The 12,807-nt window shown below is 60.1% G+C and carries 14 protein-coding genes; 7 read left to right on the top strand and 7 right to left on the bottom strand.

What is annotated here, in order from left to right; all coding sequences use genetic code 11:
• Window positions 1–132 precede the first annotated feature (132 nt).
• Window positions 133–717, top strand: coding sequence for a hypothetical protein (locus AC1DXW_RS12750; RefSeq protein ID WP_477753340.1), 585 nt, complete (start codon window positions 133–135; stop codon window positions 715–717).
• 66 nt (window positions 718–783) lie between these two features.
• Window positions 784–2,097: a PQQ-dependent sugar dehydrogenase gene (locus tag AC1DXW_RS12745; protein WP_477753341.1), complete on the top strand. Its 1,314-nt coding sequence runs from the start codon at window positions 784–786 to the stop codon at window positions 2,095–2,097.
• Between the two features lie 124 nt (window positions 2,098–2,221).
• Here AC1DXW_RS12745 and AC1DXW_RS12740 read toward each other — a convergent pair whose 3' ends face one another.
• The 6 genes from AC1DXW_RS12740 to AC1DXW_RS12715 all read right to left on the bottom strand — a co-directional run bounded on the left by AC1DXW_RS12740 (window position 2,222) and on the right by AC1DXW_RS12715 (window position 7,558).
• Window positions 2,222–2,884 carry a class I SAM-dependent methyltransferase gene (locus AC1DXW_RS12740; protein WP_477753342.1) on the bottom strand — a complete coding sequence of 221 codons (663 nt, stop codon included), beginning with the start codon at window positions 2,882–2,884 and terminating at the stop codon, window positions 2,222–2,224.
• Window positions 2,885–2,902: 18 nt separating this feature from the next.
• On the bottom strand, window positions 2,903–3,439 hold the full coding sequence (locus AC1DXW_RS12735) for a C40 family peptidase (RefSeq protein WP_477753343.1): 537 nt from the start codon (window positions 3,437–3,439) through the stop codon (window positions 2,903–2,905).
• A 166-nt stretch (window positions 3,440–3,605) separates the two neighbouring features.
• Window positions 3,606–4,238: a C40 family peptidase gene (locus AC1DXW_RS12730; RefSeq protein ID WP_477753344.1), complete on the bottom strand. Its 633-nt coding sequence runs from the start codon at window positions 4,236–4,238 to the stop codon at window positions 3,606–3,608.
• Between the two features lie 222 nt (window positions 4,239–4,460).
• Window positions 4,461–5,165, bottom strand: coding sequence for a DnaA regulatory inactivator Hda (gene hda / locus AC1DXW_RS12725; protein WP_007898944.1), 705 nt, complete (start codon window positions 5,163–5,165; stop codon window positions 4,461–4,463).
• Window positions 5,166–5,395: 230 nt separating this feature from the next.
• Window positions 5,396–6,469 (bottom strand): AI-2E family transporter, encoded by a 1,074-nt coding sequence (locus AC1DXW_RS12720; RefSeq protein ID WP_477753345.1) that lies wholly within the window; start codon window positions 6,467–6,469, stop codon window positions 5,396–5,398.
• Window positions 6,470–6,505: 36 nt separating this feature from the next.
• Entirely contained in the window at window positions 6,506–7,558 is a 1,053-nt protein-coding gene (locus AC1DXW_RS12715) for a DUF2066 domain-containing protein (RefSeq protein ID WP_477760058.1), read from the bottom strand.
• A gap of 387 nt (window positions 7,559–7,945) precedes the next feature.
• On the opposite strand from AC1DXW_RS12715, the gene purM reads away from it, so the two are divergent.
• From purM to AC1DXW_RS12690, 5 genes are all read left to right on the top strand, one after another.
• Entirely contained in the window at window positions 7,946–9,004 is a 1,059-nt protein-coding gene (purM, locus tag AC1DXW_RS12710; protein WP_057399405.1) for a phosphoribosylformylglycinamidine cyclo-ligase, read from the top strand.
• Entirely contained in the window at window positions 9,004–9,654 is a 651-nt protein-coding gene (gene purN / locus AC1DXW_RS12705) for a phosphoribosylglycinamide formyltransferase (RefSeq protein WP_477753347.1), read from the top strand. The genes purM and purN overlap by 1 nt, the downstream gene beginning before the upstream one ends.
• Before the next feature lie 8 nt (window positions 9,655–9,662).
• A complete protein-coding gene (locus tag AC1DXW_RS12700; RefSeq protein ID WP_477760057.1) occupies window positions 9,663–10,376 on the top strand; it encodes a DUF3108 domain-containing protein in 714 nt (237 codons plus the stop codon).
• 141 nt (window positions 10,377–10,517) lie between these two features.
• A complete protein-coding gene (locus tag AC1DXW_RS12695; RefSeq protein WP_477753349.1) occupies window positions 10,518–10,934 on the top strand; it encodes an OsmC family protein in 417 nt (138 codons plus the stop codon).
• A 62-nt stretch (window positions 10,935–10,996) separates the two neighbouring features.
• Complete coding sequence (locus AC1DXW_RS12690) at window positions 10,997–11,857, top strand: pirin family protein (protein ID WP_477753350.1); 861 nt, start codon at window positions 10,997–10,999, stop codon at window positions 11,855–11,857.
• Between the two features lie 160 nt (window positions 11,858–12,017).
• On the opposite strand, the gene AC1DXW_RS12685 is transcribed toward AC1DXW_RS12690, so the two are convergent.
• Entirely contained in the window at window positions 12,018–12,746 is a 729-nt protein-coding gene (locus tag AC1DXW_RS12685) for a dienelactone hydrolase family protein (protein ID WP_477753351.1), read from the bottom strand.
• Window positions 12,747–12,807 lie beyond the last annotated feature (61 nt).

Below are 12,807 nucleotides of genomic sequence, written 5' to 3'. Positions count from 1 at the left end.
TCAATTAAAGCCGGGAGGCGATCGACCGAATATCTGCCATCAATCAATAAACTGACGTCAATCTTGTGCCACGCCCAAAGCAGTGATATCAAAGAGCCACAATCCCCACAACACAATAACAAGGGTGACCCCATGCAAGGCATGATCATCAGCAATCCAAAGCTGGAATTCCTGCGCCCGGTGCTCGAGCGCTGGTTCGAATGCATCGACCGCTATAACGCCGTCCGCGGTGATGGCGACACACCGTACTGGCACGACGAAAAAGCCAATCTCGGACTGCTGTCTGCCGCCGCCTGGATGGCCGGGATGGTCACGCTGCAACAGACGCCAACCCGCAAACAGACCGAAGAAGGCGAGCGCAACAGCCGTGCCGACCTGTTCCTCGCCTCGCCGGAAACCCGCGCCTATATCCAGACCAGCCAGCGCTGGCCACGGGTCAACAGCCTCAACCTGACTCAGGCCCTGCTCGACATCGCCAGCGATGCGAAGCGACTGAGCCACGCCAGCGACCTGAAACTCGGCTGTCTGTTCGTCGCCCCGCAAAAAGCCCAGCAAGGCGCCACACCGGAAGAACTCCAGGACATGGTCGACGACCTGCAAAAGGAACACACCTGCGCTGTCGCCTGGTATTTCCCATACGCCTATCGCAAATTGCGCAACGAAGCCGGCAACTATCACCCCGGCATTGCGGTGCTGTTCAAGGAAGCACGTGGCTAAGGGTTGAACCATCGGACGACAACGTATCTCTATGATTAGAACAAGGCATTCATAGGGAACACCAGCATGCGCAAGCCCCCGCTCGTTCTCGTTATCGCGCTCTGCGGAGGGCTCGCCGCTTGTGGCGAGACCTCCCGCCTGCAAGTCTCCGACGGCACCGGTCCATCGCCACAATTGCCGGAACCGAACAAAACCCTGATCCCGACCCTGAACATCGCCCCGGCCATCGGTTGGCCGCAGGGCGCAAAACCCGTCGCCGCCACGGGCACTCAAGTGGCCGCTTTTGCCGAAGACCTGGATCACCCGCGCTGGCTTTATGTGCTGCCCAATGGCGATGTGCTGGTGGCGGAAACCGCCGCACCACCCAAACCCGAAGACGGCAATGGCATTCGCGGCTGGGTCATGAAGAAAGTCATGGGGCGTGCCGGCTCTACCGTGCCCAGCCCGAACCGCATCACGTTGCTGCGGGACAAGGATCACGATGGCATCGCGGAAACCCGCAAGGTGTTTCTGCAAAACCTCAATTCCCCTTTCGGCATGACGCTGGTCGGCAACGACCTGTACGTGGCCGACACTGACAGCCTGCTGCGATTCCATTATGAAAACGGCGATACGCAGATCAAGTCACCAGCCATCAAGGTGATCGACCTGCCGGGCGGCCCGCTGAACCACCACTGGACCAAAAACGTCATCGCCAGCAAGGACGGCAGCAAGCTCTACGTCAGCGTGGGTTCCAACAGCAACGTCGCCGAAAACGGCATGGACAAGGAAGAAGGTCGCGCAGCGATCTGGGAAGTGGACCGTGCCACCGGCCGGCACCGGATCTTCGCCTCCGGCCTGCGCAACCCCAACGGCATGGCCTGGGAACCGCACAGTGGCGCACTGTGGACCGCGGTCAACGAGCGGGATGAAATCGGCGGTGATCTGGTACCGGACTACATCACCTCGGTGAAAGACGGCGCGTTCTATGGCTGGCCGTTCAGTTACTACGGCCAGCATGTCGATGTTCGTGTCGAGCCGCAGAACCCGGACCTGGTGGCCAAGGCCATTGCCCCGGACTACGCCGTCGGCCCGCACACGGCGTCACTGGGCCTGACCTTCGCCGAAAACAGCAAGCTGCCGGCGCCATTCACCCAAGGGGCATTCATCGGTCAGCACGGCTCGTGGAATCGCAAGCCACACAGTGGCTACAAAGTGATTTTCGTGCCGTTCAGTGCGGGCAAACCTGCAGGAAAACCGGTTGGCGTGCTTACCGGATTCCTCAACGACAAGGAAGAAGCCATGGGTCGCCCGGTGGGCGTGGTGATCGACCGGCAGGGTGACCTGTTGGTGGCCGATGATGTGGGGAACAAGGTGTGGCGGGTGTCGGCTGCTAAATAATGGCTGCCAAGCCACCTGTGGGAGCGAGCTTGCTCGCGATGAGGCCTGCACATTCAACTTTGATGTTGCCTGACCCACCGCCATCGCGAGCAAGCTCGCTCCCACATTGGATCGGAGTCAGCGCTTACCTTTTGCGGCAAAGGGTCAAACCATCACCCAACGGCAACAACGACAGATCCACCCGCACATCGTCTTTCAAGGCCAGGTTGAGCGCCTGGATGGCGCGAGTGTCCGCACTCTCGGGATTGGCCTCGAGCACACGCCCGCTCCACAGGGTGTTATCGAACACCGCCAACCCACCGACCCGCAGCAATCCCAGGGCGTGTTCCAGATAAGCCGGGTAGTTGGCCTTGTCGGCATCGATGAACACCAGGTCGTACTGCCCGCCCTGCCCTTGTCGCTCAAGCTCGGCGAGGGTTTCCAGCGCCGGAGCCAGTCGCAGGTCAATCCGCCCGGCGAGCCCCGCCTCTTGCCAGTAGCGCCGTGCGATGGCGTTGTAGTCGCCGGGGATGTCACAGCAAATCAGCGAACCGTCAGCGGGCAATGCCGCCGCCATGCACAGCGCGCTGTAACCGGTAAAGGTGCCGACTTCGAGCAAGCGCCTGGCCCCCGTCAGTTTCACCAGCAAAGCGAGAAACTGCCCCTGCTCCGGAGCCACCTGCCAACGTGCCATCGGCAGCGCCTGGGTCTCATCGCGCAAGCGCTTGAGCAGTGGCGTTTCGCGCAGGGAGACATCGAGCAAGTATTGGTACAGGGCATCATCGAGATTGAGCGTGCGAGCAGTCATGACCGGCAGCTCCGAATGTTACGGGTTGCGCGCCAGGTGTTCAGGCTGCAGAACACGCTTGGCGCTCAGATACGCTTTTTGCCAATAGGCCTTGGACAGACTGTCGAGCTTCACGGTGCCGCCGGTGGCCGGCGCGTGGACGAAGCGCCCTTCTCCCACGTAGATGCCGGCATGACTGACCTGGGAACCGCCACTGGTGGCGAAGAAAATCAGGTCACCGGTTTGCAGGCCTTCCTTGCCCACATTCGCCGCTTGCATGGAGATCATCTCGCGAGTGGTGCGCGGCAAGGAAATACCGGCGACATCGCGATACACGTAGCCGATCAGGCCGCTGCAATCAAATCCGGAATCCGGCGTGTTGCCACCCCAGCGATAAGGCGTGCCCACAAGGCCGAGCGCGCGAAACAGCACGTCTTCCGCTTCGGGCGAAAAAGCTTGTGAGGAGCCAAATACGATGGGAGCGCGAACCACCGGCGCAGGTGGCGGTGTACGACTGGCGCAGGCGCTGAGTAGCGCAGCGAAGAACATGATTGCGAGGCGGGCCGACGTCGTCATAAGCAGAGCATCCTGATCTGGCTGCGGCTTTTTTCTGCTGGGAATGCAGAAAAGAAAACCGCCTGCGCGTGACGCAGGCGGTTTGCCATCATTCATATATCAGGATTCTAGCGGTTATATGGCAAACTTCAAGTAAGACTTTAAGTTCGCCTTACAAATTGTCCGCTTATTTACGTGCAGTGACGATTGGCGACGCATTCGGTGCCATCGCCAGGGCGCGCTTGGCTTCGATGAAGGTCTTGCTCCAGTAGCTGTCACCCAGGCTATCGATCCGCACACCACCGCTACGGCGGCTGCTGGAGTGGATGAACTGGTTGTCACCCAGGTAGATCCCGGCGTGACTGACGCGACCGCGACGACCGTTGGTTGCGAAGAACAGCAGGTCGCCCGGCTCAAGCTTGCTGCGCGAGACCAGCGGAGCGTCCACGTTGATCATTTCGCGGGTGGAGCGTGGCAGGTTCATGCCCGCTTCTTCGCGGAACAGGTAACCGATGAAACCGCTGCAATCGAAGCCGGCTTCAGAAGTACCGCCGAAACGGTAACGGGTACCGATCAGGGACATGCCACGTTCGAGGATGCTGTCGGCCAGGACCGGAAGCTGGTAGGACTTGCCGCCAGCGAAGTCTGCGAGTTCTTTTTCGGTCGCCAGCTCTTCCTGAAAGAAAGCGGAAGACTGGGCAGTAACGGAGTTTTGAACCTGTTGCTGCGGGGCTTGCTGGGACACCGGAGTGTGGGCAGCGCAACCGAACAACAGGGTAACGAGTGCGAGAGGCACGAGGGGTGCGAAGCGATTTAGCATGGGCACGACCGTGGCTGATAGTTGTAAAGAAGCCGAGACTATGCCCGCTATCATCCTCATTTGCAAATTCAATCGATCTTTTTGTGACTTATCCGTTTCTCGTTTACATCTAAGCGCTTAAGCCCATTTTAAACATACGCGCAGCCTGCAACCGGGCAGGAAAGCGGGGTTTCTGGTGCCTGTAATTCGCCGAACTGGCTAAAAGCCCCGGATTCAGCGGGTTTACCAGCCGAGGGTTTCTTTCAAAAACGGGATTGTCAGCTTGCGCTGAGCCTGGAGGGAGGCCTGATCGAGACGCTCGAGCAGCTCGAACAGCGCACTCATGCTGCGGGTACCGCGAGTCAAAATGAAATGCCCGACTTCATCGGTCAGATGCAGCCCGCGACGGGATGCGCGCAATTGCAGGGCACGCAATTTGTCCTCATCGGACAGCGGGCGCATCTGGAAGATCAAGGCCAGGGTCAGGCGCGACTTGAGATCCGCCAGCTTCACCGGCAACTCACGGGGGGATGTCGACGCGGCAATCAGCAAGCGTCGGCCACTGTCGCGCAAGCGATTGAACAGATGGAACAGCGCCTCTTCCCAGTCCGCCTTGCCGGCAACCGCCTGCAGGTCATCGAGACAGACCAGCTCGTACTGTTCAAGGTTGTCGAGAATTTCAATACCGCGATCGAGCAACTCGGCCAGCGGCAGATAGACCGCAGGTTCCCCCAATTGCTCGAAGCGCAGGCAGGCGGCCTGCAACAGATGCGTACGCCCTACCCCATCCTTGCCCCAAAGGTATATCAGGCTCTCGGTCCAGCCGGCGTCGGCTTCGCACAGCCGCTCGACATAGCCGAGTGCAGCGGCATTGGCGCCTGGGTAGTAATTGATAAAGGTGGCGTCGTCACGCAGACGCACACCTAGGGGCAGCTGAATCGGTTTCATCCTGACTGAACAGTTCCAAAGGAACCGTTAGTGGCCTCTGTGTAAAGTTTGCGAAGTTTATACCCGTGAGCCGGGTCGCACAATGCGACAGACAACAAGCAAAATCAAAGGTTTGCGTTAATGCACCGGTTTTATGACAGTTTCTTTGGCGGTGCATGTGACAGTCGCGCGATGCAAGCAGGCTGATCCGGCATGAACCCGGGCAACCCGCCATCAACCATCGACGCCCCTTACCACTCCGGCTCGTCGACACTCCCGTAGATTTCAGAATCCTTATACAAATCATGCACATGACGCACCAGCACCATGATCACCGCCGCGACCGGCAATGCCAATAGCACACCGGTAAAGCCAAACAGCTCACCACCGGCCAGAATCGAGAAAATCACCGCCACCGGGTGCAGGCCAATCCGGTCACCAACCAGCAACGGCGTCAGCACCATACCCTCCAGCGCCTGGCCGACCATGAACACCGCGACAATGCCGAGCATCGGGTAAAGATCACCACCGAACTGGAACAACCCCGCAAGCAGCGCCGCGCCAATGCCGATGATAAACCCCATGTACGGCACGATCGCCGCCAGACCGGCAATCAGGCCAATCAACAAGCCCAGTTCCAGCCCAACCAGCATCAGGCCCGCTGCGTAGATCACACCCAAGGCCACCATCACCAGCAACTGTCCGCGAACGAACGCGCCGAGCACTTCATGGCATTCACCCGCCAGGGATACCGCGCGCGCTTCACGATCACGGGGCAGCAGGCTGCGGATCTTGGCCATCATCAGGTCCCAATCCCGCAACAAGTAGAAGCTCACCACCGGAATCAACACCAGATTCGCCAGCCAGCCAATCAACGCCAACCCCGAGGCAGTGGCATGACTCAGCACCACGCCGACAATATCGGTGGTTTGGCTCATATGCTCGCTGATGGCGGCCTTGAGCTTGTCGAACTTCCAGAAACCTTCCGACAAGCCAAACTTCGATTGCGCCCAGGGCAACGCCGTGTGCTGTAGCCAGTCGAGCATCTGCGGGGCCAGCTCATACAAACGAAACAACTGCCTGGCGAGCAACGGCACCAATACCAGCAGCAGCGCGGTGAAGATCAATGTAAACAGGGCAAACACCGCCACGACGCCCCAGGTTCGAGACAGGCCTGCCTTCTCCAGCCGATCCACCAGCGGGTCGAACAGGTAGGCCAACAGCAGCGCCACCAGGAATGGCGTCAGGATCGGATGCAACAACCAGACAAACGCACAAAGCAGGACCACCCCACCGAGCCAGAACCAACGCCGCGTATCGGCCATGAACCACTCCATTGCTTCTATATAAAGAAAGAAAAACTACCAGCGATAACGCAGTTGTGGTGTCGGGGCTGGCGCTGGGGCAGGCACCGCACCACCGGCGGCAGGCTGAGCCGGCACTGCCGGGGCCGGTGCCTGACCCGCAGGCGCTTCCTGCAGCCTCGCCAGCGACAGTTGTGCACGCAGCTGATCGGCGCTGCCATTGACCCTATAGACAATCCGGTCGCCGTCGACACTTTGCACACGCCCGCCAAATGGCTCCAGCAAGCGCCCAAGGGACGCGTAGTGCTCAAGATTCATGCCTTGCACCTCCAGCAATTGCTCACTCGAAGCACCGGCCTTGGCAACAAACCGCGGCGCCAGGCGCTCGTTGACCGCCAGCATCACCGCATCGGCCACGGCGGCCTGATCGGCGCCTTGCACGCTACCCGCCTCTTTTTTATCCCCCAGCCACAATTGCCACTTGGCTTGCCACTGCCCGCCCTCTTCCTTGGCGTGTACCGCGAGCAGGGCGTCGGCGTTGTAGCGTTCCGATGCCGCTTGCAAAGGCGCGGGATCTGCGCCCTCCAGATTCGGCGCGGTCGCGACGATCTGCTCATTCAAGTCCGCCAACGGCAAGCGCAATGGCAAGCCACGGTGCTGGGCCGCCCGACGCAGCGGCGCCGCGCTGGCCTGACCGTCGCCCACCAGGCTTGAACCCTCGGTGGAGTCATTCAACCACCAGCCGAGGATCGACGGCCGATTGCCCCCCCACATCGCCAGGCCGGCGCGGCGCAAGGCCTGCTCGGTGGTGCCCGGATCGAAATCGACTTTCAGGACTTCCGGCGGCCCCGCCTCAAAGCCGTATTGGCTGATGATCTGTTGCGGGTCTTTGCGAATCGCTGCCAGCCCCGGACTTTGAGCGGCCTTGGGGTCGCCGGTCAGGCGCAACACCAAGGTGTCCAACGCACGCTGGGTCGCCTGGTCGCGCTCCTCGGGCGATTGGCCATTCACCGGCTCGCGCACCTGGTAAAGGCCTTTGACGGTTTCGGCGTGACTGACCAGGCTGACTACTGACAAACAACTCACAAGCAAGAATTTACAAAAACGCATGGAAGATTCCTGACGACAAGAGCGGCTGGAACAGACCGCATGAAGACGATCGAGCAAGACTGTGACCGTTGCCCGACGCAAAACATTCACACGCTCCGGGTAAGTTTTCGCACTGTCATAACGATAGACGGTTAATCGCGATACCTTATACAGCCATGCAGGATGCCACCGACAACGCGCATCAACGGTTTTTTTTGAACGGATATGGCCCTGCTGTCGGCCTGAGGATGGCCGCTGCGGCTCAAGCCTGATAAAATCGCGCGCCTTCGCAGACCGGCAACAGCCGGGTAGTGTCCGAATAGCGCGCATGGTTCTCGCCTACGCAGTTTCGGCGCTCCCGACGGACTCGGTCGTTACCCAGAAATCCCCCCCCTAAAGGCCTGGATCATGAGCAAGCAACCCTCCCTGAGCTACAAGGACGCCGGTGTAGACATCGACGCCGGTGAAGCATTGGTCGAACGCATCAAGAGCGTCGCCAAGCGCACTGCGCGCCCGGAAGTCATGGGCGGCCTGGGCGGTTTCGGCGCCCTCTGCGAAATCCCGGCCGGCTACAAGCAGCCGGTGCTGGTTTCCGGTACTGACGGCGTCGGCACCAAGCTGCGCCTGGCCCTGAACCTGAACAAGCACGACAGCATCGGCATCGACCTGGTCGCCATGTGCGTCAACGACCTGGTGGTGTGTGGCGCCGAGCCGCTGTTCTTCCTCGACTACTACGCCACTGGCAAACTGAACGTCGACACCGCTGCCCAGGTTGTGACCGGTATCGGCGCTGGCTGCGAACTGTCGGGTTGCTCCCTGGTCGGCGGCGAAACCGCTGAAATGCCGGGCATGTACGAAGGCGAAGACTACGACCTGGCCGGTTTCTGCGTCGGCGTCGTGGAAAAATCCGAAATCATCGACGGCTCCAAGGTTGCTGCTGGCGATGCCCTGCTCGCCCTGCCGTCTTCCGGCCCGCACTCCAACGGCTACTCGCTGATCCGCAAGATCATCGAAGTGTCCGGCGCCGACATCGAAAACATCCAGCTCGACGGCAAGCCGCTGACCGACCTGCTGATGGCCCCGACCCGTATCTACGTGAAGCCGCTGCTCAAGCTGATCAAGGAAACCGGCGCTGTCAAAGCCATGGCCCACATCACCGGTGGCGGCCTGCTGGACAACATTCCGCGCGTTCTGCCAAAAGGCGCGCAAGCCGTGGTTGACGTGGCCAGCTGGAACCGCCCGGCAGTGTTCGACTGGCTGCAAGAGAAAGGCAACGTTGACGAGAACGAAATGCACCGCGTGCTGAACTGCGGCGTGGGCATGGTCATCTGCGTGGCTCAGGAGCACGTTGAAGCCGCCCTGAACGTTCTGCGCGAAGCGGGCGAGCAGCCTTGGGTCATCGGCCAGATCGCCACCGCTGCCGAAGGCGCGGCTCAGGTCGAACTGAAGAACCTTAAGGCACACTAATGCCTAAAACCTGTGATGTGGTGGTGCTGTTGTCCGGCACCGGCAGTAACTTGCAGGCCCTGATCGACAGCACGCGGACCGGCGACAGCCCGGTCCGCATCGCTGCGGTGATTTCCAACCGCGCCGACGCCTACGGCCTGCAACGCGCCAGGGACGCGGGTATCGATACCCGCACCCTGGATCACAAGGCTTTCGAAGGTCGCGAGGCCTTCGACGCCGCGCTGATCGAACTGATCGACGCCTTCAACCCCGAACTCGTGGTACTGGCCGGATTCATGCGCATTCTCAGCGCTGGCTTCGTACGCCACTATCAGGGTCGCCTGCTCAATATCCATCCTTCGCTGCTACCCAAATACAAAGGGTTACACACTCATCAGCGCGCACTGGAGGCCGGCGACACCGAGCACGGCTGCTCCGTGCACTTCGTCACCGAGGAACTCGATGGCGGACCACTGGTCGTACAGGCTGTAATACCGGTAGAGTTACAGGATTCGCCGCAGATTCTGGCGCAGCGGGTCCATGTTCAGGAACACCTGATCTACCCGATGGCCGTACGCTGGTTTGCCGAAGGTCGTCTGACCCTCGACGAGCAAGGTGCTTTACTGGATGGACAGCTACTCGCGGCCAGCGGCCACTTGATTCGAAACTAGGAGATTTTATGCGTCGCGCCCTGCTCTTCGCTTGCGCTCTGCTCGCCTTGCCCTTCGCCCAGGCGGCAGACCTTCAACCCTTCTCCGCCAGCTACACCGCCGACTGGAAACAGCTGCCCATGAGCGGCACTGCCGAGCGCAGCCTCGAAAAAACCAGCAACGGCAAATGGAAGCTCAGTTTCAAGGCGTCGATGATGATCGCCAGCCTGTCCGAGGAAAGCACCCTGACCCCGGACAAGGACACGCTTCTTCCAGAGTCTTACCACTTTGAACGTGGCGGTTTGGGCAAGGCCAAGAAATCGGATCTGGATTTCGACTGGAACACCAAAGTGATCACCGGCACCGATCGCGGCGACGCGGTCAAGGTTGCGCTGAACCGCGGCATGCTCGACAAATCCACCTACCAGTTGGCCTTGCAGCAAGACGTTGCCGCAGGCAAGAAAAGCATGAGCTATCAGGTGGTCGACGGCAATGAAGTCGACACCTATGACTTCCGCGTGCTGGGCACTGAAAAAGTCGACACCAAGGCCGGCAAGATCGATGCGATCAAGGTTGAACGAGTACGCGACCCGACACAAAACAAGCGCATCACCGTGATGTGGTTCGCCAAGGACTGGGATTACCTGCTGGTCCGCCTGCAACAGGTCGAAACCGACGGCAAGGAGTACAACATCATGCTCCTGGACGGCACGGTCAACGGCAAGACTGTCAAAGGCAGCTGATCCGGATCGGTACCATGAAGCCCCGCAATCGCGGGGCTTTTTTGTGGGTTCGAAAATTGGAACACCCGACAAGCGCAATGGTTCTATACCTTCAAGGTCTTTTTTGATCGAATGAGTTTCCCTGATACCTGCGAGGTTTCCATGACTGTCACCGTCAACACTGTCTGCGCCGAAGGTTTTCGCCACAGCGTACAAATCGATGACCACGAACTCTTCGCCGACGTGCCCGTCACGGCCGGCGGTGATGGCTCTGCGCCGGAACCGCACGATTATTTCGATGCCGCGCTAGGCGCCTGCAAGGCCCTGACCCTGAAGCTGTATGCCAGGAAGAAGGACATCCCGCTGACCGGTGTCGGCGTGGAGGTCAAGCGCGACAACAGTCAGGAACAGAAAGGCCAATACGCGCTGCACGTCAAACTGACCCTCAAGGGCGTACTCACCGACGCCCAGCGTGAAGAACTGCATCGCGTGGCCGATCGCTGCCCGATTCACAAGCTGATGACCACGTCTGAAGTAAGCATCGAAACGCATTTGTCCGAAGGCGCGTTCAGCCAATAGCGGCAAGGGCTGCGCAAGCGGGTTATGCTCGAACGCATCACCCGCTCAGCCTGGAACGCACCATGAACACTCCGCTCGTGATCCGCCCCCGCACCGAAGATGTCGAAGGCCAGCCGATTCTCCGCCCGTTGCCATCGGCCAAGTGCCGCAACGTCGGGCCATTCGTGTTTTTCGACCACATGCTGGAAACCCGTTATCCGCCGGGCAAAGGCATGAACATCCGCCAGCATCCGCACATTGGCCTGTCTACCCTCACCTACTTGTTCCAGGGGCAAATCCAGCACAAGGACAGCCTCGGTTCCGATCAAGTGGTCGGGACTGGCGATGTCAGCTGGATGACGGCCGGTAGCGCCATCGCCCACGTCGAACGCACGCCTGAGGCCCTGAAAGAAAGCGGCTTCACGATGCACGGCTTGCAGATCTGGCTGGCTTCGCCCAAGGACAAAGAGCAAGGTCCGGGGCATTACAGTCACCATCCGGCGTCGACTTTGCCGGTCAGCGAAAACCTGGGGGTGAAGATCCGCATGATTGCCGGGTCGGGCTTTTGCCTGGAATCACCAGTGCCGGTGCTTTCTCCTACGCTGTACGCGGAACTGCACCTGCAAACGGCGACGACATTACTGATCCCCACCGAGCATGAAGAACGTGCGCTGTATGTGTTGAGCGGCGAGGTGCAACTGGATGGCGAGCCGCTGGAGCCGCATTCGCTGGTGGTACTGCCTGCCGGGGAAGAGATGACCCTGTTTGCTGAAAGCGACAGTCACGCCGTGTTGTTTGGCGGTGCTCCGCTGGATGGGCCACGGCGGATCAACTGGAATTTTGTCGCGAGCGATCCGGCGGCGATTGATGAAGCACGCCGGCGTTGGGCGGCCGGGGATTGGCCGACGGTACCGGGGGAAAGCGAGCGGATCGAGTTGCCCTGAAACTTTCAGCGCCAGTTATGCCGCTATCGCGAGCAAGCTCGCTCCCACAGTTGACCGCGTCGGTCACAGGAATTGCACACGACACATTTCCCCTGTGGGAGCGAGCTTGCTCGCGATTGGGCCGATAGAGTCACCGGCTAACCAGAACTGAAACCAGCAATCAACCCTTGAACACTTCATCCAGCAAGTTATGCATCGACGTGAACGCCCGGGCAGCTACCTTCGCGTCATACATCATCATGCCCGGCACCTTGGCGTGCGGGTCGGTGAACGAGTGGAACGCACCGCCATAGCTCAGCAACTGCCAGTCCACACCCGCCGCGTTCATTTCATCTTCGAACGCCGGCAACTGCTCTTTCGGCACCAATGGATCGGAAGCACCGTGCAGCACCAGGACCTTACCCTTGATGTTTTTCGCATCGACCGGATTCGGTGTGTCCAGCGTGCCGTGGAACGATACCGCGGCCTTCACCGGCGCGCCGGTACGGGCAAACTCCAGGGCGCAGCAACCGCCGAAGCAGAAACCGAAAGTGGCCAGTTTCGAAGTATCGACAGCCACTTCACCCTGGCTTTGCAGCTGTTCGAACGCCACCTGCATGCGCTTGCGCAGCAACGCACGGTCATTCTTCAACGGCATCATTGCCGCGCCCGCCTCGTCATTGTTCGTCGGACGAACTGATTGACCGTAAAGGTCGGCGACCAGCACAACGTAGCCGTTGGCCGCCACCGACTTGGCGATCCCCTCGGCACCGGCGCCGACGCCCATCCAGTTCGGCGCCATCAACAAGCCCGGGCGCGGGCCTTTATGGTCGGCATCGAAGGCCAGACGGCTTTCGTAAGCCTGGCCGTCAATCTGATAGGCAACGGAACGTACAGTGATTTGGCTCATTTCTGACTCCTGATGTTATAGCACCGGAATGAAAAAACCCGCCGAAGCGGGTTTTCTGCAA

The sequence above is a fragment of the Pseudomonas sp. P4_C4 genome (genome assembly GCF_056402055.1).
The sequence above is the reverse complement of the archived record's forward strand: the minus strand, read 5'-3'. Positions and strand labels throughout refer to the sequence as shown.